Source organism: Solwaraspora sp. WMMD1047, from assembly GCF_029626155.1.
Classification (GTDB): domain Bacteria; phylum Actinomycetota; class Actinomycetes; order Mycobacteriales; family Micromonosporaceae; genus WMMD1047.
In genome coordinates, this window is record NZ_JARUBL010000001.1 from 5205943 (window position 1) to 5228436 (window position 22494).

The window sequence follows — 22494 nt, forward strand, 5'->3', positions numbered from 1 at the left end:
CTCCTCAGTTTCCCGCGCCGGCGGCGCTGTCGTTGCCGAAGTTGCTCGCGTCCCGCTTGGTCTCGAACGGCTTGGTGGTCACCGCGAACGGCTCCTCACCGATCTGCGCGAGCGCGTCCTGGGTCGAGGCGCCGGCCTGCTTGGCCGCGAGGAACTGGTCGTACGCCTGGGGTGAGACCACCCGCAGCTCGAAGTTCATCATCGAGTGGTACGTGCCACACAGCTCGGCGCACCGCCCGACGTACGCCCCCTCGGTCTGCAACTCCTCCACCTCGAAGACGTTACGGATGTCACCCGGGAAGACGTCCCGCTTGAACAACATCTCCGGCACCCAGAACGAGTGGATGACGTCCCGGCTGGTCTCCTCGAACCGGATGCTGCGGCCGGTCGGCAGCACCAGCACCGGCACCACCTCGGTGGTGCCGAGGGTGGACGCCACGGTCTGCGCCTCCGGCCCGACCCCGTCGCGGTAGTTGAACTGCCAGTTCCACTTGAACGCCACGACCTCGACGGTCACGTCCGGGTTGCCGCGCAGCCGGTCGACGTCGGTCTGCACGATCGCGGTGTAGTAGAAGAGCACGGCCACGACCAGGATCGGCGCGATCGTGTAGAGGAACTCCATCGGCATGTTGAACCGGGTCTGCGCCGGCAACTCGTTGCCGCGCTTGCGGTACCGGATGATGCACCAGAAGATCAGGCCCCAGACGAAGAACCCGACCGCGAGGGCGGCGATGACCGACCCGATCCAGAGGTCGTACATCCGGTTGGCCTCGTCGGTGATCCCGCCCTGCGGCCAGCCGAACCCGGCGAACGCCTTACCGACATCACAGCCGGTGAGCAGGGTCAGCAGCGCCCCCGCCCCGAGGACGAGCCCGCCGGCCCGCACGGCGCCGCGGCGCCTGCCGCGTCCGGTGCCGGCCACCCGCGTGCCGGCACCGGCCCGCTCCTGCAAACCCGTTGCGCCCACCTGGTCCTGCCTCCCTAGCGCGCCCGCCGGCGTATCAGTCAATTCCGGCGGCAAAGGCGTCACCGACGGTCGCAGATTACTCGACCAGCGCAGACCGGACGGTTCTGGGGTCGGCGCGGCGGCCCGTCGGGGATCTTGTGCCATGAGCAGCACGCTACCGTTTCCCACGTGACCGTTCCGGCGTCTTCCCGTGCGACCGTTCCGGCGTCCCCCGCGAACCCACCGGCGGCCTATCTCGACGCCGCCACCGCCGCGCCACTGCACCCGGTGGCCCGGCAGGCGCTGCTGGCCGCCCTCGCCGACGGCTGGGCCGACCCGGGCAAGCTCTACGCGCAGGCCCGCCGGGCCCGCCAGCTTCTCGACGCGGCGCGGGCCGCAACCGCCGAAATTCTCCGGGTACGCCCCGACGAGCTCTCCTTCACCCCCAGCGGTACGGCGGCCGCCCACGCGGCCGTGCTCGGCGGCCTGGCCGCCCGCCGCCGCACCGGCAGCACCCTGGTCCACTCGGCCATCGAACACTCCGCGGTACTACACGCCGCCGAACAACACGCGAAGGCCAACCCGACGGCCAACAGCGCGAAGGCCAGCAGTCCGACGGCCAACAGCGCGACGGCCAACGGCTCGACAGACGGCAGCCAGGCTGCCTCCGCCGTGGCGGACGGCGGCGCGACAGACGGCGGCGCGACGAGCAATGGCCCGGCGGGCGGCGGCCGGCCGGACGTCGTTTCCGTGCCGGTGGACCGGCTCGGGCGGGTGGAGCTGGATGCCTGGGCGGCGGCGGTGGCCCGGCCGGGGGTGGCGCTGGCCGCCCTGATCAGCGCCAGTCACGAGGCCGGCACCGTGCAGCCGGTGGCCGAGGCGGCGGGCGCGTGCGCGGCGGCCGGCGTGCCGCTGTATGTCGACGCGGCCCAGTCGGTGCCGTGGGGGGCGCCGCCGGACGGCTGGTCTCTGCTCACCGCCAGCGCCCACAAGTGGGGTGGCCCGCCCGGCGTTGGGCTGCTGGTGGTGCGCAAGGGCACCCGCTGGGAGTCGCCGTACCCGGCCGACGAGCGGGAGTCCGGTCGTACCCCCGGAGTGTTGAACCTGCCGGCGATCGTGGCGGCCGCGGCCGCGCTGCGGGCGGTGACCGCCGACGCGGCCGCGCAGGTGGCCCGGCTCGGCGCGCTGACCGACCGGATCCGCGCGGTGGTGCCGGCCACGGTGCCGGACGTGGAGGTGGTCGGCGACCCGGAGCGGCGACTGCCGCACCTGGTCACCTTCTCCTGCCTGTACGTCGACGGGGAGGCGCTGCTGCACGCGCTGGACCGGCGCGGTTTCGCGGTCTCCTCCGGCTCGTCGTGCACCTCCTCGACGCTGCGCCCGTCGCATGTGCTGGAAGCGATGGGGGTGCTCTCGCACGGCAACATCCGGGTCTCACTGCACCGGGACACCACGGCGGAGGAGGTGGACCGGTTCCTGGCCGAACTGCCCGGCATCGTCGCCGACCTGCGCGCCGAGGCCGGCGTGGTGGGGCTGTGACCACCCCCGACCCGGCAGCGGCGACCGGACCAGCGCACGCGACCGGACCAGCCGAGCGGGCCGAGGCGGCTGGGCCAGCGGAGCCGGCCACCGTCGAGCCGGATGAGGTGATCGACTGTCTGGGGCAGCGCTGCCCGCTGCCGGTGATCGCTGTGGCGAGGCGGCTGCCCCAACTGCCGGTCGGCGCCGTGATCCGGGTGCTGGCCGATGACCCGGCAGCGGCCATCGACGTGCCGGCTTGGTGCCGGATGCGCGGCCAGGAACTCGTCGCCACCTCGACGGTGGCCGGCGCCCCCGCCTTCGACATCCGCCGCCGGCACTGACACCACGGTCAATGGCCAGATGCGCGCGGCGGCCACCGGGCCAGCCCTCGCCTTCTTCGTCTCCGGCTCGACACCCCGGCCCCCCCGACCCGAGAGATCTTGGAGGATTCGGTGACCCACAAGGCACCGGATCATTCGCGATCACGAATGGTCGCGGGGTGAGGGTGAGTTGGCGTCGCGCGGCGCCAGCCGGGGATTGGCTGCCGCCCAGGTTGGTGTGGGCTGGCACAGCATCGACGGCTGGTCCGCTCAGTCGCCGTCGGGGGCGGTTGCGCCGAGGCCGAGCGGCGGCTGATCGATCCAGGTGAGTTGCGTCGGTCGGGCGGCCGAGTGGATCCACTGTGCCCGTTCGACGCTGCTGAACCGGCTGGCGAGACCGTCACCGACCGGCGGACGCCGCCTTCGTCTTCGAGTCGATGGTCATCCCCGGCCTGCTGCAGACCGAGGAGTACGCCCAGGCGCTGACGCTCGGCACCGGCTTCGTCCGACCAGATCACGCCGAGCGGTTCGTCTCGTTCCGGCAGGCTCGGGCCCGACGGCTCACCGACGACGAACCGCTGGCCCTACACGCGGTCATCGGCGAAGCGGCACTCCGGCTTCGGGTCAACGGGGACCAGACCCGACGGGCTCAGCTCGCCCATCTGGTAAGGATGTCGGAACTGCCGAACGTGACAGTCCAGATCCTTCGACCTGAGGACGGCCCACACCCCGCCACGCCACTGGGGAAGTTCGTCGTGCTGGACTTCGGTCGGGTCCAGCCGATCGCCTACACCGAACTGCTCGACGGGGCGATGTACGTGCAGGATCCGGACGGCGTACGGACCTATAACATGGTGGCGGAAAACCTGCGCCAGGTCGCCCTGTCGCCCGCCGATTCTCGCGCGATGATCAGGAAGCTTGCTGGCGCGGCCTAGCCCCGGAGGCCTCTGTGACCACCCCCAAACTGACCACCGCCAACTGGTTCACCAGCAGCCGCAGCGCCAACAACGGCGACTGTGTCGAGTGCGCCCAGCGGCCCGGCGGCATGGCCGTCCGGGACAGCAAGGACCGCTCCGGACCAGTGCTCGTGTTCACCTCGTCCAGCTGGACGGGGTTCCTCGCCGCCTTGGCCAGGAAAGGTGACACTCTGTAACCACGATCCGCTCGACCGTCGCACCTACAGCAGTGGGGGATGCCTCGTCCGAGCCCACGCCAGCAGATTATCCCTAGCCTCTAGCGGGAACCGAGCGTCGGTGTCGGCGAGCCGCTCGATCAGGGTTTGGGCGTTGGCCTCGTCGAACACGCCCCGCCGGAGAGCGGCGATGACCAACTGCAGGGTGCGGTGGACCCGGACGCCCCGGGCTCGGCCGACATTGCAGGCGACCTGGTCATCTACATACGCGGCTGCCGCGTGCGCCTCGGCCCATGCCAGCACCGATGCCTCACCGGCGTTACGCTCGAAGTTGCCGAGTCGGTTCATGTACTGGCCGAACAGGTAGAGTTCCTCAAGATCGTCACACGGAACGGTTTCGATCCAGTCCAGGTCCAGCGCCGTCTGCAGCGCCGGATGTTCCCGAGCTCCCTTCCGCAGCTCGCCGCGCACTGCCTTGGTGGTCACGCAGTCGAAGTCATCGACCAGCTCCTTGAGCGCGGGCAACTCACCGGCGCGGGCGAAGTGACTCAGCGGGCTCGTGTCGAAAACCACCACCCCCTTGGACATGATCAGCCGACGTCCTCGAACTCCGCAACGAGGGCTTCAATCGGCATCTCGTGCGGAGTGGGTAATTCGTCCGTGGGCACTGTCCGCCGGAGCAACTCCACCGCACGGTCGCCACTGATCACACCGCGGCGGTAGGCGCGCATCGCGGCCTGGGAGTAGGCCGGTGGCAGGGCGACCGGACGAAGCTCTTCCTCGAAACGAACCCCCACCTCGAGGTAGTCGCCAGCAGTCGGACGCTGGTGCCTGAGCATGTCGAACTCGGCACGGGACAGCAGACCCAGGGTGTGGGCGTGCGATACCGCCGCCGACCAACTGACCCGGTACGCGGCCGCCAAGGCGATCAGCCGATGACGAGGGTTGCCCCGGCCATCCGACAGCTCTTCCCACCGCGATCGCATCGCTTGACCCGGCATCAGGAAGTGGATGGCGAAGGCGTTGATCAGAGCTTCGCGATCGGATCTGCTGGTACCGAGACCGAAGTCCACGGTGTACTCATCCGCGAGTAGATGGTGACCCAGCTCGTGTGCGAGATTGAACCTCCGCCGGCCGGGGTCGGCCGACCCGTTGATGAGAGCGACACCGAGTCCGTCGATCCGGACGTAGCCTCCGTCAATCACCCCAGGTCCGAGGTCGATCGAGAACGCCAGTAGCCCCAACTGCTCGATCAGCTGTTGCAGATCGATGAGTGGACCATCGCCGCATCCCAGCATCACCCGCGCCTCGGCCGCACCCGCCTCAGCCTCCGCCAACGTGCTCACGCCTGAGGGCAGACGCGCCTCCGGCAAGGCCAGTGTGCCGACGTCCCTGAGCAGTTCCACATCTCGACCGGCCCGCTCGAGCTCATCCTCCAACCGTTGCGCGTCCTGGTCGACGCTCAGGTTGGCGCGATGACTCGCGATCGTGCCCGGTGCCTCGCTGACGAACCATTCGACCGTCCGCCCGAGTACGTCGGCGATCCGGGCGAGTTCCAAGGCGTCGACTTGACGCTGTCCAAGCTCTATCCGGGTCATCGCCGACCGGTGGATCCCGAGTCGCTCGGCAAGCTCACGTTGAGTGAAGCCAGCCCGCTCTCGCGCCGTCGCGATTCGGCCGCCCACCTCCACCCAGCTCCGCAGCCGTGCACTTGCCATGGACAACTCTCCTCGGTGCTGGTGCGCTTTTCGCACTCATCAAGGATAGCCTGTAGCTCCTATCGTGCGAATGAGTTCACTGGCTGCGCTCGGCCGTAAAGCCTCAGTGCACTTGCCAGCGACGTCGGGTCAGGCGGGGAGGTGGGGGCGGACCTCTTCGGCGCACTCGTCGCCGTAGGACTCGGCGAGGCGCTTGACGAAGAGGTCGCCGCGGACCTCGTACTCCTGGGTTCCGATGGTTTCCAGGACCAGGGTGGCCAGCAGCGAGCCGACCTGGGCCGCCCGTTCCAGGCCGAGGCCCCAGCTCAGCGCCGTGAAGAAGCCGGCCCGGAAGCCGTCGCCGACGCCGGTCGGGTCAGTGGCCTGGATCTCCCGGGCGATCGGCACGTGGATCGGGTCGAAGTCCCGGCCGGCGATCTCCACCCCACGCTTGCCGAGCGTGGTCACCCGGACCCTGACCCGGTCCAGCAGCTGGGCGTCGGAGAGACCGGCCTTCGACTGCAGCAGCGACTTCTCGTAGTCGTTCGTCATCAGGTAGTCGGCGCCGTCGATAAGCGAGACCACGTCCTCGCCGGGCATCCGGGCGAGCTGCTGGGACGGGTCGGCGGCGAAGGCGTAGCCCCGGTCCCGGCACTCCTGCGAGTGGCGCAGCATCGCCTCGGGGTCGTTGGCGCTGACCAGCACCAGGTCCAGGCCGCCGACCCGGTCGGCGACGGGAGCCAGCTCGATGTTGCGGGCCTCGCTCATCGCCCCGGCGTAGAAGGAGGCGATCTGGCACATGTCGGTGTCGGTGGTGCAGACGAACCGCGCGGTGTGGGCGATCTCGCTGACGTGCACCGAGTCGCAGTCCACCCCGTGCCGCTCCAGCCAGGAGCGGTAGTCGGCGAAGTCGGCGCCGACCGCGCCGAGCAGCACCGGGCTGAGACCAAGCTGCGCCATTCCGAACGCGATGTTGGCCGCCACCCCGCCGCGACGCAACACCAGGTCGTCGACGAGGAAGGAGAGCGACACCTGGTGCAGTTGGTCGGCGATCAGCTGATCGGCGAACTTCCCGGGGAAGTGCATCAGATGATCGGTGGCGATCGAGCCGGTAACGGCGATCTTCATGTCGGCCCTCAAGGTCGAGACGGGAGGCACTGGCGACGAGACAGCCTACCGGTCCGGTAGGCCGCTCGTCGTCACTCGGTCAGTGCTCGCCCCGAGGGTGTCGAGCCGGTCGACTCAGTGGAACGAGTCGCCGCAGGCGCAGGAGTTCTGCGCGTTCGGGTTGTCGATGGTGAAGCCCTGGGCGTCGATCCGGTCGGCGAAGTCGATGGTCGCCCCGGTCAGGTACGGCGCGCTCATCCGGTCGACGACCACCTCGACGCCGCCGAAGTCGTTGACGATGTCGCCGTCGAGCGAGCGCTCGTCGAAGAAGAGCTGGTACCTCAGGCCGGAACAGCCGCCCGGCTGCACGGCGACCCGCAGCCGCAGGTCATCGCGGCCCTCCTGCTCGATCAGGGCCTTGACCTTCTCGGCCGCGACATCGCTGAGCACGACGGTGGTCGGGGCCGCGGCCCCGGTCGTCTCAGTCGACTCGGTCTGCGCTGGCGTGGTCACGTGGAAGTCTCCCCTGCGACGGTGCGGTCTATGTCCGTACTGGCCAACGCTATCCGTCTGGCCGGTGATTCCCAATCGGGCTCTGATCGATCGTACGCCGATGCGGCCGATGTCACCCGGTCACCGAGCGAAGCCCTGCCGGCTTTGCCACCTGAAGCGGCATATGGGCCTAATCAGCGGCTCCACTGCCGGGCCAGCCGCTCCGCCAGCTCCCGCAGGCCCTGGGCCGGCCGCTGGATGGCCCGCTCCAACCCGCCGTGTTCGGCGCCCCCGAAGTGGTCCACCAGGCTGTGTGCCTCGGTTACCCCGGCGGCCGCCGCCTCCCGGCGGCCGGTGCTCACCCGGCCGGCCAGCACCACGCAGGGCAGTCCCCGGTCCCGGGCCGCGCCGGCCACCCCGGCCACCACCTTCCCGCGCAGCGACTGGTGGTCGAACGACCCCTCGCCGGTGATCACCAGGTCCGCCGCGTCCAACTCCGCCGCGAGCCCGATCAACGCGCTGACCAGCGCGATCCCCGACTCGCACCGGCCACCGAGGGCGAGCACCGCGGCACCCAGCCCGCCGGCCGCACCGGCCCCGGGCCGGCTGGCCAGCTCCGGCGGGCAGGTCGGCAGTTCCCGCTCCAGCACGGTGGCGAACCGTGCCAGCGCGGCGTCCAGCAGCAGCACGTCAGCGCGGGAGGCGCCCTTCTGCGGGCCGAACACGTTCGACGCGCCGTGCAGGCCGGTGAGCGGGTTGTCGACGTCGGTGGCGGCGACCAGCTCGACCCCGCGCAGCCGGGGCGGCCCGGCAAGCCCGGCCACCGCGGCCAGCGGGGCGCCGCCGTACGGCAGGGCGAAGCCCGCCTCGTCCAGCGGGGCGGCGGTGAGCGCGGCGAGCAGGCCGGCTCCGCCGTCGTTGACCGCCGATCCGCCCAGGCCGATCACCACCCGGCGGGCGCCGGCCTCCACCGCCGCGGCGAGCAGCAGCCCGAGCCCGTACGAGGTGGTCGCCTTCGGGTCCCGCTCGGCCTCGGTGAGCAGGTGCAGCCCGCACGCCTGGGCGCTCTCCAGGTAGCCGGTGGGCACGCCGGCGGCGTCGGCGGTGAGCAGGATCTCACCCTTGACCGGGCGGCCGATCGGGTCGACGGTCGCCACCGGCAGCAGCCGGGCGTCCGGCAGCGCACCGGCGAGCACCGCCACGAACCCGGGGCCGCCGTCGGAGAGCGGCCGGGCCACGAGTTGGTCGTCGGGGGCCGCCAAGCGCCAGCCGTCGACGACCGCCGCCGCCGCGTCGGGGGCCGACAGGGTGCCGGCGAATTTGTCCGGACAGACCAGAACCCGCATGTCCGGCAGTGTGGCAGGCCACACCGCAGCGGACCGCGAAAGGGTCTCATTATGGGACCATGAATGGGTGACCTCGACCTGGGTAGAGCCCTCGAACACCGCCACCGCCCTGCTGCTGCTGGGCCGGGGCAGCGACCCGAGCTCCGAGCGCGGCGTCGAGTGCCCCGGCGAGCTGCCGCCGCCCAGCGACCCCGATCTGGTGGCCCGCGCGACGGCGGCCAAGGAAGCGCTCGGCGAGAAGCTGTTCGTGCTCGGTCACCACTACCAGCGCGACGAGGTGATCCAGTTCGCCGACGTCACCGGCGACTCGTTCAAGCTGGCCCGGGAGGCCGCGGCCCGGCCGGAGGCGGAGTTCATCGTCTTCTGCGGCGTGCACTTCATGGCCGAGAGCGCGGACATCCTCACCAGCGACGCGCAGCGGGTCATCCTGCCGGACCTGGCCGCCGGCTGTTCGATGGCCGACATGGCCGCCCTGCCGCAGGTCGAGACCGCCTGGGACACCCTCACCGACCTGGGCATCGCCGGCTCGACGGTCCCGGTGACGTACATGAACTCGTCCGCCGACATCAAGGGCTTCGTCGGCCGCAACGGCGGGGTGGTCTGCACCTCCTCGAACGCGCGGCGGGCCCTGGACTGGGCGTTCGAGCGCGGCCAGCGGGTGCTGTTCCTGCCCGACCAGCACCTGGGGCGCAACACCGCCGTCCTCGAGATGGGCCTGGACGCCGACGACTGCGTGCTCTACGACCCGCACAAGCCGGGCGGTGGGCTCACCGCCGCCCAGCTGCGGGAGGCCAAGATGATCCTCTGGCGCGGGCACTGCTCGGTGCACGGCCGGTTCACCCTGAGCAGCGTCAACGAGGTCCGGATGCGGGTGCCCGGGGTGAACGTGCTGGTCCACCCGGAGTGCCGCTACGAGGTGGTGACCGCGGCCGACCAGGTCGGCTCCACGGAATACATCATCCGCACCATCGAGGCCGCGCCCGCCGGCTCGGCCTGGGCGGTGGGCACCGAGCTGAACCTGGTTCGCCGGCTGGCCCAGGCCCACCCGGACAAGCAGATCATGTTCCTGGACCGGGCGGTCTGCTACTGCTCGACGATGAACCGGATCGACCTGCCGCACCTGGTCTGGGCGCTGGAGGAGCTGGTGGCGGGCCGGGTGGTCAACCAGATCACGGTGGACCCCGACACCGCCCATCACGCCCGCGTGGCGCTGGACCAGATGCTCGCCCTGCCCTGATCGACGGCCAGCGGGTCGTCAACCTTTCGTCACTTTGAGTGACGACTAATGTACGGATTAGGGGCGAGCTCCCCGTTTCGTGCCACGAAATGCCGCTTGCCGGGCGCAACCCCGTCACGGAGGGCTATGCTGCCCGGGGTCCGAGAGCGCTCGCCGTACCCACCCCCGCTCTGTTCGAACAGCAAGCATGACCGCTGGAGGTTTGCGTTGACCGACGATGTCCTGGTCGTACACGGAGGTTCACCCCTCACCGGGCAGATCCGGGTCCGCGGCGCCAAGAACCTGGTCTCCAAGGCGATGGTCGCCAGCCTGCTCGGCGACAAGCCCAGCCGGCTGTTCGACGTACCGCGCATCCGCGACGTCGAGGTGGTCCGCGGACTGCTCGAACTGCACGGGGTCAAGGTGACCGACGGAGACGAGGACGGCGAGTTGGTCTTCGACCCGGCCAACGTGGAGAGCGCCTCGACCGACGAGATCAATGTGCACGCCGGGTCGAGCCGGATCCCGATCCTGTTCTGCGGACCGCTGCTGCACCGGCTCGGCCACGCGTTCATCCCGGACCTGGGCGGCTGCCACATCGGGCCCCGCCCGATCGACTTCCACATGCAGGCGCTGCGCGAGTTCGGCGCGCTTGTCGAGAAGACCCCCGAGGGCCTGCACCTGACCGCCCCGAACGGGCTGCACGGCACCAAGTTCGCGCTGCCGTACCCGAGCGTCGGCGCCACCGAGCAGGTGCTGCTGACCGCCGTGCTGGCCGACGGCGTGACCGAACTGCGCAACGCCGCCGTCGAACCGGAGATCATCGACCTGATCTGCATCCTGCAGAAGATGGGCGCGATCATCAAGGTGCACACCGACCGGGTGATCGAGATCCAGGGCGTACCGAAGCTCAGCGGCTACTCGCACCGCCCGATCCCGGACCGGATCGAGGCCGCGAGCTGGGCCGCGGCCGCGCTGGCGACCCGCGGCGACGTGCAGGTGCTCGGCGCCGAGCAGGTCGACATGATGACCTTCCTCAACGTGTTCCGGTCGGTCGGCGGCGCGTACGAGGTGACCGACGCCCGCCCGCCCCGCGGCGGCGGGTCCGGCGTCGAGGGCGGCATCCGGTTCTGGCACCCGGGCGGCGAGTTGCGGGCGGTGGCCCTGGAAACCGACGTGCACCCCGGCTTCATGACCGACTGGCAGCAGCCGCTGGTGGTGGCGCTGACCCAGGCCCGGGGCCTGTCGATCGTGCACGAGACCGTGTACGAGCAGCGGCTGGGCTACACCGAGGCGCTCAACACGATGGGGGCCACCATCCAGGTCTACCGGGACTGCCTGGGCGGCACCCCGTGCCGGTTCGGGCGCCGCAACTTCCGGCACTCCGCGGTGATCGCCGGCCCGAGCAAACTGCACGCGGCGGACCTGGTGATTCCCGACCTGCGGGCCGGGTTCAGCCACCTGATCGCGGCGCTGGCCGCCGAGGGCACCTCCCGGGTCTACGGCGTCGACCTGATCAACCGGGGGTACGAGGACTTCGAGGCGAAGCTGTCCGCGCTGGGCGCACACGTCGAGCGGCTGTAACGCCGGCAGGTCCGGCCGGGACCGCGATGTGCGGTCCCGGCCCGGCCTTGGCTACCCTTCACCCGTGCCTTCGCTCTTTCGCCGCAAGTCCACCGACCTCGTCGACGAGGCCGTCACCGAGGTGCCGGTCGAGGAGGAAGCCGCCGCCACCCGGCCCAGGGGATACACGCCGAGCAAGAAGGAGCTGGGCGTGGCCACCCCGAAGCGGCCGGCCGCCGGCCGACGGCCGGTCACCGACAGCAAGCCGCTGACCAAGCAGGAGGCCAGGGAGCGGCGCCGCGCGGCGCGGGCCGAGGCGGCGTCCGAGTTCCGCCGCGAGGGCGGCCCCCGGGACCGGGGGCCGGAGCGGCTGCTGGCCCGCAACGTGGTCGACTCCCGGCGTACCGTCGGCACCTGGTTCTTCGGCGGCGCGCTGGTGGTGCTGCTGGGTTCCTCCCCCACGATGCCGCCGGTGGTCCGGTTGGTGTCGAACCTGCTCTGGGCCAGCCTGGCGTTCGCCGTGGTGATCGACTCGGTCCTGATCGCGCGCAAGGTCAAGAAGCTGGTGCTGGCGCGCTACCCCCGCACCGACCAGCGGATGGGCTCGCTCTACCTCTACGCGATCATGCGGGCGATCACGTTCCGCCGGATGCGGGCACCGGTCCCCCAGGTCAACATCGGCGACAAGATCTGAACCGCGCCCGGCCGGTCAGGGCACGCCGGCCAGTCTGAGCAGCGCGGTGGTCGCGGCGGCGGCGACCACCACCGCCACGAACGGCGCCCGCCGCCAGGCCAGTGCCACCCCGACCAGCACGCCCGCCGGCCGGGCGACGCCGGCGAACCCGCTCCCCTCGGTCAGCGCCGCCGTGGCGGCCAGCGCCGCGAGCAGGGCGGCCGCCCCGATCGGCAGCATCCGCCGTAGCCAGTCGGGCAGATCCAGCCGGTCGCGCAGGAGCACCCCAGCCAGCCGGAACGCGTACGTCCCGACGGCCAGCGCCAGCACGGCCGCGACCAGTGTCGACGTCGAAAGCGGCAGCTGGTTCATCGGGCCCCCGCCTCGGACACGTCGATCGGTTCGGCTCCGGTCGGCCCGTTTCCGGCCGGGTCGGGTCCGGCCGGGGCCGGTCCGGTCGGGTCGGGGGGTCGGCGGCGGAGCACCAGCAGTCCGAGACCGGCCAGCGCCAGCAGCACCGGCAGGCCGGCCGGGAGCAGCGGCGTGGTCAGCACCGCGATGACGGCGCCGGCCACCGCCACCCGCCGGGTGTCCGGGTCGCGCAGCGACGGCAGCAGCAGGGCCAGCAGCCCGGCCGGGAAGGCGGCGTCCAGTCCGAGCAGGTCCGGGTCACCGGCGACGTTGCCGAGCAGGACGCCTAGGACGGTGCCGATGTTCCAGGTGATGAAGAGCGTGCCGCCGGTGAGCCAGTACGCCCGCCGCCGGCCCGGACCGTCCGGCTGGGCGAGGGCGAACGCGACCGACTCGTCGATCAGCAGGTGGCTGCCGATCAACCGGGTCCGTAGCCGCTTGCCGAGCAACCCGCCGACGGTGAGGGCGAACGGCAGGTGCCGTGCGTTGAGCAGCAGACCGGCCAGGACGGCCGCCACCGGATTGCCGGCCGACAGCAGGCCGACGGCCATGAACTGGGAGCCGCCGGCGAAGACGACGACCGACATCAGGACCGCGAGCCAGCCGGGTATCCCGGCGCCGACCGCGATGGCACCGAAGGAGAGTCCGATCGCCAGCGCGGCGAGACTGATTGCGCCGGCGTCACGGACCAACCCGGCATCCGGCGTTCGCTCTACCGTACGCATGTTCAGTATGATGAACGCACGCCCCCATGTTCGTCAAGACGAACGGAACGACCGATGGACCGAACGATCTCCCCGGCCGAGACCTCCCCGGCGACCGGTTCGCCGGTGGCCACCATCGCCGCCGCGCTACGCCGGGAACGCGAGCGGGCCGGGATCTCCCTCGCCGAGCTGGCCCGACGGGCTGGCATCGCCAAGTCCACCCTCTCCCAACTGGAGGCCGGCACCGGCAACCCCAGCGTCGAGACGGTCTGGGCGCTCGGCGTCGCGCTCGGCGTGCCGTTCAGCCGACTGGTGGAGCAGCCCGCGCCGGTGGTGAAGGTGATCCGGGCCGGCGAGGGCCCGCGGCTACGCTCCGACCACGCCGACTTCGCCGGAACGCTGCTGTCGGCCGGGTCACCGCACGCCCGCCGCGACATCTACCTGATCGAGCTGGAGCCCGGGGCGGTCCGGGCCGCCGAGGCGCACACCCCGGGCAGCGTCGAGCACCTGGTCGTCGCCGCCGGCCGGTTGCGGGCCGGACCGGCCACCGAACCGGTCGAGCTCGGCCCCGGCGACTACGCCACCTTCGCCGGCGACCTGTCCCACCGGTACGAGGCCCTGACCCCCGGAACGTTCGCGGTGCTCGTCATGGAGCACCCCTGACCGGCGCCGACCCCGATCCGCCACCGGCCGGGCCACCGCGGCCGGCCCGCTCGTCGCGGTCGCCGGCCAGCTCGACCCTGCCAGCTTGCTCGCCGCCGGCCGGCTCGCCGTAGAGCCGGGCCACCACCTCCTCGATGTCCGGCTCGACGATGGAGATGTCGCGCAGGGCGGCCAGCCCGGACAGCCGCGACACCACCTGCGCCGCGGTCATCGACTCGCAGGCCAGCACCAACCGGCGGCCGTCGGCCGCCACCCGGCTGACCGGGGCACCGGGTAGCTCCGGCGTCCGCGCGAGCGGCTCGTCCAGGTCGACCACCACCAGCCGGCGCGTGCCGTACCGGGCGTGCAGCGCCTCGATCGAACCGTCGTGCACCACCCGGCCATGGTCGATCACCACCAGCCGCCGGCAGAGCCGTTCGATGTCGGCCAGGTCGTGCGTGGTGAGCAGCAGCGTGGTGTCGCCGGCCCGACCCAGCTCGGCCAGGAAGCTCCGGACGGCCTGCTTGCTCAGCACGTCCAGGCCGATCGTCGGTTCGTCGAGGAAGAGCACCGCCGGCCCGTGCAGCAACGCGGCCGTCAACTCGCCGCGCATCCGCTGGCCGAGGGAGAGCTGCCGGACCGGGACGTCGAGGAAGCCGCCCAGGTCGAGCAGGTCGCGGCAGCGGCGCAGCCGGGCGGCGTGCTCGGCCGCCGGCACCCGGTAGATGTGCCGCAGCAGGTCGAACGAGTCCCGCAGCTGCAGGTCCCACCAGAGCTGGGACCGCTGGCCGAAGACCACGCCGATCCGCCGCGCGAGCCGGGTCCGCTGCGGCACCGGCGCGAGCCCGCAGACCCGGACGTGGCCGGCCGACGGGGTCAGCACCCCGGTGAGCATCTTCAGGGTGGTGGACTTGCCGGCCCCGTTCGGGCCGATGTAGCCGACCATCTCACCGCGCTCCACGGCCAGGTCGACGCCGTCCACCGCCGCGATCACCCGGTTGCGGCGTCGCAACCGCCCGTCGCGGACCCGTACCACGAAGTCCTTGCGCAGCCCGCGCAGCTCGACCACCGGCTCCGTCATCTGCCGCTCCCCTCGCTCGTCGTTGCCCGCCCGGCTCACGAGCCGGTGCCGCGGTACCGGCGCACGCCGAGCCGCCACAGCCCGCCGGCGCCGGCGGCGGCGATCGCGGCCACCGCCGGCGAGGCCCAGCCGACCCAGCCCGGCAGGCCGAGCGGGTCGGCCCGGCCGAGCAGCGCCAGCGCCGGGTGATAGGCGACAAAGGCGAACCCCAGGCCGTACGCGAAGACCGCCCGGAACCATCCGCCGTAGACGGTCATCGGGTACGTGGTGAAGTCCCGCCCGCCGTAGGTGAAGGCGTTGCCCAGCTCGCCGGAGTCGATCCACCAGAACGCCACGGTGGCCGCCGCCACGAAGATCGCGCCGAAGAAGGCCGCCGCGGCCAGCGGCGCCAGCACCGCCAGGGCCAGCCGGGCCGGCGTCCACGACACGTCGGCGGCGACCAGTGCCACCACCAGCACGGTGGTGCCGAACAGTGCCCGGGACAGCTTGCGCAGCGGCAGATCCATCAACACCAACTGCGGCAGTACGCCCAACGGCCGGACCAGCACCGCGTCCAGCCGGCCGGTCCGGACGTAGCTGCGGAGGTGGTCGATGTTGCCCACCGTCAGGTCGGCGAGGGCGAACCCGCAGGAGGAGAGCCCCACCATCAGCATCGCCTCGCGTACCTCGAACCCGCCGATGGTGCGGGTGACCTGGAAGAGCACGAGCACGGTCAGCACGTCGAAGACGGTGGAGCCGACGTTGGCCGCCAGATCGACCGCGAACGAGGCGCGGTAGGAGGCCTGTGACCTGGCCTGCCCGCGCAGCAGCGCCAGGTAGGCCCGCCCGGCGCCGGCCGTCCGGTCAGCCACCCTGCACCACCAGCCGCCGCTCCGCCCGGCGCTGCACGGCCCGGCAGGCCAGGATGATGAGCACCGCCCAGCCGGCCTGCAGCACCACGGACGCGAGCTGCGTCGACGGGCGGTCGCGCTCCACCGCCACGTCCAGCGGTATCTGCAGGAGACTCGGGAACGGGGTGCCGATCCAGAGCGGCAGCGCGAGCCAGTCGGGCAGGAACCGCAGCGGGAAGTACAGCCCGGCCAGCACGCCGCTGCCAAGCCCCCAGACGGTGAGCGGTCCACGCGCGTCGTGCAGCCAGTACGCGGTGGCGTTGACCAGGTATCGGCACCCGAAGCAGACCACCACGGCCAGGGCGGCGGAGAGCACGAAGAGCGGCCCGGTGAACCAGCGGTCGGGCAGGTGCATCTCGAAGAAGAGCGGTGCGGTCAGCACCGGCGGCAGGAAGCGGGTCATCGCCGCGTGCCCGGCCCGGCCGAGGTCGGCCGCGAGGTAGCTGACCACCGGGTGCACCGGCCGCAGCAGGTCGCTCGCCACCTCGCCGGTGCGGATCCGCTCGGCCAGGTCGGTCCAGCCGCCGATCCAGACGACGGCGAGCAGGCCCTGCCCCACCCAGACGAAGGTGACAAGCTGCGCGGGCCGGTAGCCGGCGACGGCACCGCCGGCCCCGGCCGCCACCGCGAGCAGGACGTAGCACCGCAGGAATCCGAAGACGGTGTTGGTGAAAGCTCCGGCGAGCGTCGCCTGGCGGTAGGTAGAGTACCGACGAAACCCCGATCCGGTTATCGCGGTAAATGTCCGAAACCATAGAATAATGTTTCGGATGAGGGGCGGTGGCACAGTGGCGGTGAACAAGCCCACGCCGTTACCCTCCTTCCGCGACCATGCACCGAACCGGGTGACGTTATCCGGTGCCCCTGGCTGCCCCGCGACAGATTTTCGACGAGGTGACACCCCCGTGAGCGAGCGACGCGAGCCGTTCCACCGGCCGCGTCTCGCGCCGGACACGGGTCGGGGTGCCCGATGACCATCGACCGGTACCCGACCCGGTGGGGCGAGGAGACCGCCGACCCGGATTGGGTGACCGCGCCCACCGCGGAGTGGGAGGCCGTCTTCCCGGGCCAGCGGTACCCGGGCGACCACGGCGACCACGGGGCGGCCGAGCCGCGACCCCGTCGACCCGGCGAGCGGCCGGCCGGTCCGGCCGGGCGGGCCACCGTCTTCGGGCCGAACGGCGATCCGGCCCGCGCTCCGGACGGGTTCGACGCCGACGGGTACGACCAGGCCGGCGCACCGGGTGGCGACCGGCGGCGCCCCGGCCGCAACGGCCGGGGCCGGGACCGGGACGCCTGGGAACCGGACGGCTGGGAAGAGCCGGACGAGCGGGCCGGTCTCCGCCCGGACAAGCGCGGCGGCCCCCGCCCCGACGAACGCGGCAGACCCCGGCCGGACGAGCGCGGCGGGGTGCGTCCCGGCCGGCGCGACCTCGATCCGGCGGACGAAGGCCGGCGGGCCGGACGCGACGGGCGCGGCGCCCCGCCCGGCGGCCGGCCGACCTGGTCCGAGCCGCACGACCCGGCGCCGGTCTCCGCGTCGCGGTCCGGGCCGAGCGGCGCGAAGTGGCTCGACGATCCGCCCGAGCCACAGTGGCTGGACGACCCGCCGGAACCGCTGGGACGTGGCCGTCCGGCGCAGCGGCCGGCCCCCGCCCGACGCGACGGACCACCGCCGGGCCGGGGCGAGCCGCCGCGACGTGGCGAGCCGATCCGGCCGGGCGAGGCCGCCCGCCGTGATGAACCGGGCCGTCGCGACGAGCCGGTCCGCCGTGCTGCGCCCCTGCGCGACCAGCGCGACGCGCCAGCCCGCGACCAGCGCGAGGCCCCGGTTCGCGACCAGCGCGAGGCGGCCCGGCGGGACGAACCGGGTCGCCGGGACCGACCGGCCCGGCGCGACGACCAGATCCGGCGCGACGAGCACCTTGACGGACCACAGCGCGACGGACCGCGCCACGACGAGCCGACGTATGACGGCCCGCGTCGCGGGAGGTCGCAGCGTGCAGGGCAACGTCACGATGGGCCTCAGCGCGACGGCCCGCAGCGCGAGGGTCCTCGGCGTGGCGAACCGTTGCGGCCGGCGGCGTACGGTGCGCCGCCCGGACCGCCGCCGGCCCAGGGCTGGCGGGATGGGGCCGAACTCGACGCCGCCGACGACGACGCCTGGTTCGGCAACGACCGGTCGGCGGCCGCGCCGGGATGGGCGGCGAGCGGCCGCCGCCCCGACCGGGAGACACCGCCGGCCCGGCAGGGCGGGCGCTTCCTCGACCCGGTCGAAGTGGACGGTCCCACCCGCGATCTTCGGACCCCACCCGGGCTCGCCCGCCGCCCCGACCGGTCGACCTGGCCCGAACGGCCGGACCGCCCCGAACGCCTCCAGCCGGGCGACCGCGTCCAACCCGGTGACCGCGTCCAGCCGGGCGAGCGGGTCCAATCGGGTGCGCACCCCGAACCCGGTGACCGGGTCGAGCGGGTGGACCGGTCCCGGCCACCCGTCGCCCCGCCGGCCGCCGGCCTGCGGCTGGAGTTCCGCACCGGGGCCACCACCGGGCGCGCCGAGGAGTCGGCGCCGCCGGCCCGACCGGCCCTCGACGCCGACGACGCTCCCGTTTCCCCGGCCGGCTCCACCGACCGGGCCGAGCCACACGGTGTCGGGCCGAGCGGCACGGCGGGCGACCGCTCGGGCGACGCCGCCCGGGTCGGTACCGACCACCGCCACCGCGCGGCCGGCGCGGACCGGGCCGACCAGGACGACCAGGCCGAGTGGGCCGACATCGAGCCGGCGTCCAGCGGCCCGGTCGACGGACCGCCCGTCGAACCCGCCTCCTCCCGGCTCGGTGAGCCGGAACTCATCGTGGTCGGCCGCCGGGAGATACCCGAGCCTCGGGATCCGGGCGACGACGCTGCGACCACAACGCCGCCGGTCGGGTCGCCGTCGTCCGAGTCACCCGCCCCCGACTCGGACGAGCCGACCACCGGTTCGGCGGCGGAGGTCGCCGGCGCCGGCTACGACCCGCTCACCGATCCGATCCGGGAACCGCTCGCGGAATCGGTCCTGGCCAGCCCGACCGATCCCGTGGCCGAGCAGAAACCCGATCCGCTGACCGACCCGATCCCCGCGGACCAACTGCCGGACCCGGACCTGGCGTCCACCGCGCCGGCCGACTCGGTGGTCGCCAGCCCGGACACGGTGCTGCCGGTCGGGCCCGCCTCCGGCGCGGCCACCGCGCTGAGCGCGCCGACGATGCTCGCCCCGATCGTCCGCACCGACGACCCGCCGCCGACCGAGTCGGCGGCCCCGGCGGAACCCGAGCGGCCGGCCGACCCGGAGCACGTGCTCGCCACCTACCAGTGGCGGTTCCACCACGAGACGCTGCGGGAGCTGGTCGAGGATCCGGACGAGCTGCGGGCCATCCGGGACCGGCTGACCGAGAAGCTCGACCCGGCCACCGACAACCGGACCCGGGCCCGGTTGCTCAGCCTGCGTGCCGTGGTCTCGCGGATTCTCGGTGATCTGGGCAAGGCCCTCGCCGACGGCAAGCTGGGGCTGGCCCACGCCGAGGCGACCGGCGAGCTGCGCCGGATCGCCATCGCCCAGGCCCGGCTGGCGCACGTGCTGCAGTGGCGCGGCGAGTTCGACGAGGCCGACCGGCTCTTCGAGGAGGCGAACTCGTCGGAGCTGCCCGACCGGCTGCGGGCCACCATGCACGAGCACGCCGGCCGGTCCTGCTACGACCAGGGCCGCTACATGGAGGCCTGCAACCATTTCGAGAAGGCGTTGGAGCTGCGCAAGGTCGAGGACCCGGAGCTGATCGCGCGGACCGAGCTGGCGTTGGACGCGGTGTTCAGCCGGGTCGCGCAGAACGGGTGGGGCCCGTATCCGCGTACCCGGGAAGAGGTCCTGCGGCTGCACCGGCCGCCGCTGCCGACGTTCAGCGAGCAGGCGAAGCGCTGGGGTTACGCGGACCCGGACGGGCAGCTCGTGGTCGCACCGAACTACGCCGACGCGCAGCCGTTCCGCGACGGCGTCGCCTGGGTACGCCGGCCGGAGGCCCGGACCTGGGAACTGATCGACGAGTCGGGCGCCACCCTGATCGACGCGTCCACCGGGTACCTCAACGTCGGGTCGTTCAACGACGGGCTGGCCTGGGTGTCCCGCGACGGCGCCCGGACCTGGATCGCGATCGACAAGACGAACCGGGCGGTGATCACCGTCGGCTACGACGACGTCCGTCCGTTCCGGCGCGGCATCGCCGCGATCCGCCGGCTCGGGGTCTGGGGCGCCGTCGACAAGACCGGCAAGGTGGTGGTGGCGCCCCGGTACGACGGCTTCACCACCGCGCTCACCGACGGCCGCTACATCGACGGCTTCACCGACGAGGGCCTGGCGATCGTCGACATGGGCGGCCGCAAGGGGGTCATCGACCGGACCGGCAAGGTGCTGGTGGCGCCGGTCCACCCGGCCCTGGTCATCCACCCGGTGGCGTTCCTGATCGGCAGCGGTACCGGCAAGTGGGGCGCGCTGGACCGGCGCGGCGCCCCGCTCATCGACGCCTACCACCCCAGCCGCACCGCGGTGATGGACGAGATCGACCGGCTGCTGGCGGACACCAAGCCGGTGCTGTGAGCCGCCCGGCGCCTTCGGGTGGACGGGCCGGCCTGGCGTTAGGGTCGACGGTATGGAATTCCGACACCTTGGCCGCTCCGGCCTGATCATCAGCGAGATCTCGTACGGAAACTGGATCACTCACGGTTCGCAGGTCGAGGAGGAGGCCGCGGCGGCGTGCGTGCGCGCGGCGCTGGACTCGGGTATCACCAGCTTCGACACGGCCGACGTGTACGCCGGCACCCGGGCCGAGGAGGTGCTCGGTCGGGCGCTGCGCGGCGAGCGCCGGGAAGGGCTGGAGATCTTCACGAAGGTCTTCTGGCCGACCGGCCCGGGACGCAACGACCGGGGCCTGTCGCGCAAGCACATCATGGAGTCGATCAATGGCTCGCTGCGCCGGCTGCAGACCGACTACGTGGATCTCTATCAGGCGCACCGGTTCGACTACTCGACGCCGCTGGAGGAGACGATGGTGGCGTTCGCCGACATCGTGCACGCCGGCAAGGCGCACTACATCGGCGTGTCCGAGTGGCAGGCGTCGCAGATCCGCGAGGCGCACGAGCTGGCCCGGGAGCTGAAGATCCAGCTGGTCTCCAACCAGCCGCAGTACTCGATGCTCTGGCGGGTCATCGAGTCCGAGGTCGTCCCCACCTCGGAGGAGCTCGGCCTCGGCCAGATCGTCTTCTCGCCGATCGCCCAGGGGGTGCTCTCCGGCAAGTACGTTCCCGGTCAGGCGCCGCCGGCCGGTTCCCGGGCCACCGACGACAAGTCCGGCGCCGGGTTCATCGCCCGGTTCATGACCGACGAGGTGCTCGGCACGGTGCAGCGGCTCAAGCCGCTCGCCGACCAGGCCGGCCTGAGCATGGCCCAGCTGGCGATCGCCTGGGTGCTGCAGAACCCGAACGTCTCGTCGGCGATCGTCGGGGCGTCCCGGCCGGAGCAGGTGTTCGACAACGTCAAGGCCAGCGGCGTGAAGCTCGACGCCGACCTGCTCAAGAAGATCGACGAGATCGTCGAGCCGATCACCGAGCGCGACCCGGGCAAGACCCAGAGCCCGGCCGAACGGCCCTGATCGTCCGCGCCCGGTGTCCGTCGACGCGTCGGCGGGCGCCGGGCGCGACGGCCCGGTCAGAAGGACCAGAAGCGGATCAGGTCCAGGCCGGCGGAGTAGAGGGCGGGCGGCAGTCCGATCGCGTCGGCGACGGCGAACACGGCCGCGAAGAACCAGCCGCCGACCCGCGGGTTCCACAGCAGGGCGAACAGCAGCAGGAAGCCGAACGGGGCGAGCAGGTCGTAGCCGCGCCGCCACTGCGGCGACAGCCACGGCGCGAGCATGTTGCCGCCGTCCAGGCCCGGCACCGGCAGCAGGTTCAGCACGCTCGCGGTCAACTGCAGGAACGCCAGCAGCGCCACCCCGGCCCAGAACGGCGGATGGGCCGACACCTGCACCCCGATCGCGAACGGCAGCACCAGCAGCAGGGTGAACGCCACGTTGGTCGCCGGGCCGGCGAGGCTGACCAGGGTGTGCCGCAGCCGCCCGGGGATCCGGTGCCGGTCGACCCAGACGGCGCCGCCGGGCAGGCCGATGCCGCCCAGCAGCACCACCACGACCGGCAGCACGATGGAGAGCAACGGGTGGCTGTAGCGCAGCGGGTTGAGCGTGAGGTAGCCGCGGTGCGCCACCGCCCGGTCCCCGGCCCGGAACGCGATCACCGCGTGCGCGTACTCGTGCAGGCAGAGTGAGACCAGCCAGCCGGCGACCACGAAGACGAAGACCGCCAGCCGGGGGCTGCCGACCTCGTGCCAGGCGAGCAGTCCGCCGCCGACGAAGGCCGCCACCAGGGCGAGGAAGATCGGGCTCGGCCGGAACGCCTCCCGGGGTACGCCGAGCAGCAGCCGCCCGTCGTCCGACCAGCCGTTGGCCATCGCGGCTACTCGGCCGCCGGCAGCAGACTCATCCGGTACTCCAGCCGGTCGTCCTCGACGAGGGCGACCGAGGTGACGCCGGTGGCAGCCAACTCACGCCACATCTGGCCGATCCAGGACTCGGCGTCGGCCTGGCTGCCGAACGTCTCGGTCGGCCCGCTCACCGCCTTGCCGTCCGCGCCCTCGTATCGCCAGCTCCATGGCATGTTCCGTCTCCCCTC

At 72.4% G+C, this 22494-nt stretch carries 22 protein-coding genes and 1 pseudogene; 10 read left to right on the forward strand and 13 right to left on the reverse strand.

What is annotated here, in order from left to right:
- Positions 1–4: 4 nt before the first annotated feature.
- Positions 5–922, reverse strand: coding sequence for a cytochrome c oxidase subunit II (gene coxB, locus O7627_RS23555; protein WP_278098405.1), 918 nt, complete (start codon positions 920–922; stop codon positions 5–7).
- Between the two features lie 303 nt (positions 923–1225).
- Between coxB and O7627_RS23560 the strand changes: the two genes are divergently transcribed.
- From O7627_RS23560 to O7627_RS23575, 4 genes and pseudogenes are all read left to right on the forward strand, one after another.
- Positions 1226–2485: an aminotransferase class V-fold PLP-dependent enzyme gene (locus O7627_RS23560; RefSeq protein WP_278098406.1), complete on the forward strand. Its 1260-nt coding sequence runs from the start codon at positions 1226–1228 to the stop codon at positions 2483–2485.
- A gap of 107 nt (positions 2486–2592) precedes the next feature.
- Positions 2593–2808: a sulfurtransferase TusA family protein gene (locus O7627_RS23565; protein ID WP_278098407.1), complete on the forward strand. Its 216-nt coding sequence runs from the start codon at positions 2593–2595 to the stop codon at positions 2806–2808.
- Between the two features lie 401 nt (positions 2809–3209).
- Positions 3210–3722 (forward strand): annotated as a pseudogene (locus O7627_RS23570) (DUF5753 domain-containing protein); the annotation flags it as partial.
- Between the two features lie 14 nt (positions 3723–3736).
- Positions 3737–3940: a DUF397 domain-containing protein gene (locus tag O7627_RS23575; RefSeq protein WP_278095660.1), complete on the forward strand. Its 204-nt coding sequence runs from the start codon at positions 3737–3739 to the stop codon at positions 3938–3940.
- A gap of 24 nt (positions 3941–3964) precedes the next feature.
- Here O7627_RS23575 and O7627_RS23580 read toward each other — a convergent pair whose 3' ends face one another.
- The 5 genes from O7627_RS23580 to O7627_RS23600 form a co-directional block, all read right to left on the reverse strand.
- Positions 3965–4507 carry a hypothetical protein gene (locus O7627_RS23580; RefSeq protein ID WP_278095661.1) on the reverse strand — a complete coding sequence of 181 codons (543 nt, stop codon included), beginning with the start codon at positions 4505–4507 and terminating at the stop codon, positions 3965–3967.
- 2 nt (positions 4508–4509) lie between these two features.
- On the reverse strand, positions 4510–5637 hold the full coding sequence (locus O7627_RS23585) for an ImmA/IrrE family metallo-endopeptidase (protein ID WP_278095662.1): 1128 nt from the start codon (positions 5635–5637) through the stop codon (positions 4510–4512).
- 129 nt (positions 5638–5766) lie between these two features.
- Positions 5767–6744 (reverse strand): carbohydrate kinase family protein, encoded by a 978-nt coding sequence (locus O7627_RS23590; protein ID WP_278095663.1) that lies wholly within the window; start codon positions 6742–6744, stop codon positions 5767–5769.
- 114 nt (positions 6745–6858) lie between these two features.
- Positions 6859–7236: an iron-sulfur cluster insertion protein ErpA gene (gene erpA / locus O7627_RS23595; protein ID WP_278095664.1), complete on the reverse strand. Its 378-nt coding sequence runs from the start codon at positions 7234–7236 to the stop codon at positions 6859–6861.
- A 173-nt stretch (positions 7237–7409) separates the two neighbouring features.
- Entirely contained in the window at positions 7410–8561 is a 1152-nt protein-coding gene (locus tag O7627_RS23600) for a glycerate kinase (RefSeq protein ID WP_278095665.1), read from the reverse strand.
- Positions 8562–8628: 67 nt separating this feature from the next.
- Here O7627_RS23600 and nadA point away from each other — a divergent pair, with 67 nt between their 5' ends.
- The 3 genes from nadA (at position 8629) to O7627_RS23615 (ending at position 12034) form a co-directional block, all read left to right on the forward strand.
- A complete protein-coding gene (nadA, locus tag O7627_RS23605; RefSeq protein ID WP_278095666.1) occupies positions 8629–9798 on the forward strand; it encodes a quinolinate synthase NadA in 1170 nt (389 codons plus the stop codon).
- A 207-nt stretch (positions 9799–10005) separates the two neighbouring features.
- A complete protein-coding gene (murA, locus tag O7627_RS23610; RefSeq protein WP_278095667.1) occupies positions 10006–11361 on the forward strand; it encodes a UDP-N-acetylglucosamine 1-carboxyvinyltransferase in 1356 nt (451 codons plus the stop codon).
- 64 nt (positions 11362–11425) lie between these two features.
- Entirely contained in the window at positions 11426–12034 is a 609-nt protein-coding gene (locus O7627_RS23615) for a DUF3043 domain-containing protein (RefSeq protein WP_278095668.1), read from the forward strand.
- A 15-nt stretch (positions 12035–12049) separates the two neighbouring features.
- On the opposite strand, the gene O7627_RS23620 is transcribed toward O7627_RS23615, so the two are convergent.
- Both O7627_RS23620 and O7627_RS23625 read right to left on the reverse strand, forming a co-directional pair.
- A complete protein-coding gene (locus O7627_RS23620; RefSeq protein ID WP_278095669.1) occupies positions 12050–12385 on the reverse strand; it encodes an AzlD domain-containing protein in 336 nt (111 codons plus the stop codon).
- Positions 12382–13149, reverse strand: a complete 768-nt coding sequence (locus O7627_RS23625; protein WP_278095670.1) for an AzlC family ABC transporter permease — start codon at positions 13147–13149, stop codon at positions 12382–12384. The genes O7627_RS23620 and O7627_RS23625 overlap by 4 nt, the downstream gene beginning before the upstream one ends.
- A 54-nt stretch (positions 13150–13203) precedes the next feature.
- Between O7627_RS23625 and O7627_RS23630 the strand changes: the two genes are divergently transcribed.
- Positions 13204–13791 (forward strand): XRE family transcriptional regulator, encoded by a 588-nt coding sequence (locus O7627_RS23630; RefSeq protein WP_278095671.1) that lies wholly within the window; start codon positions 13204–13206, stop codon positions 13789–13791.
- On the opposite strand, the gene O7627_RS23635 is transcribed toward O7627_RS23630, so the two are convergent.
- From O7627_RS23635 to O7627_RS23645, 3 genes are read right to left on the reverse strand one after another with little or no spacing between them, the layout of a single operon-like run.
- Positions 13775–14851, reverse strand: coding sequence for an ATP-binding cassette domain-containing protein (locus tag O7627_RS23635; RefSeq protein ID WP_278095672.1), 1077 nt, complete (start codon positions 14849–14851; stop codon positions 13775–13777). The two genes, O7627_RS23630 and O7627_RS23635, sit on opposite strands and share 17 nt — an antisense overlap.
- A 35-nt stretch (positions 14852–14886) precedes the next feature.
- Positions 14887–15702, reverse strand: coding sequence for an ABC-2 family transporter protein (locus O7627_RS23640; RefSeq protein WP_278095673.1), 816 nt, complete (start codon positions 15700–15702; stop codon positions 14887–14889).
- Positions 15695–16366, reverse strand: a complete 672-nt coding sequence (locus O7627_RS23645) for an ABC-2 family transporter protein (protein ID WP_278095674.1) — start codon at positions 16364–16366, stop codon at positions 15695–15697. The genes O7627_RS23640 and O7627_RS23645 overlap by 8 nt, the downstream gene beginning before the upstream one ends.
- A gap of 345 nt (positions 16367–16711) precedes the next feature.
- On the opposite strand from O7627_RS23645, the gene O7627_RS23650 reads away from it, so the two are divergent.
- The gene (locus tag O7627_RS23650; protein WP_278095675.1) at positions 16712–20368 is read left to right on the forward strand and encodes a WG repeat-containing protein; all 3657 of its coding nucleotides are present in this window, start codon (positions 16712–16714) and stop codon (positions 20366–20368) included.
- 52 nt (positions 20369–20420) lie between these two features.
- Positions 20421–21419: an aldo/keto reductase family protein gene (locus O7627_RS23655; RefSeq protein WP_278095676.1), complete on the forward strand. Its 999-nt coding sequence runs from the start codon at positions 20421–20423 to the stop codon at positions 21417–21419.
- 56 nt (positions 21420–21475) lie between these two features.
- Here the strand turns inward: O7627_RS23655 and O7627_RS23660 are convergent, their stop codons facing one another.
- A complete protein-coding gene (locus O7627_RS23660; RefSeq protein WP_278095677.1) occupies positions 21476–22273 on the reverse strand; it encodes a site-2 protease family protein in 798 nt (265 codons plus the stop codon).
- A 5-nt stretch (positions 22274–22278) separates the two neighbouring features.
- Positions 22279–22479 carry a hypothetical protein gene (locus O7627_RS23665; RefSeq protein ID WP_278095678.1) on the reverse strand — a complete coding sequence of 67 codons (201 nt, stop codon included), beginning with the start codon at positions 22477–22479 and terminating at the stop codon, positions 22279–22281.
- Positions 22480–22494: the final 15 nt, after the last annotated feature.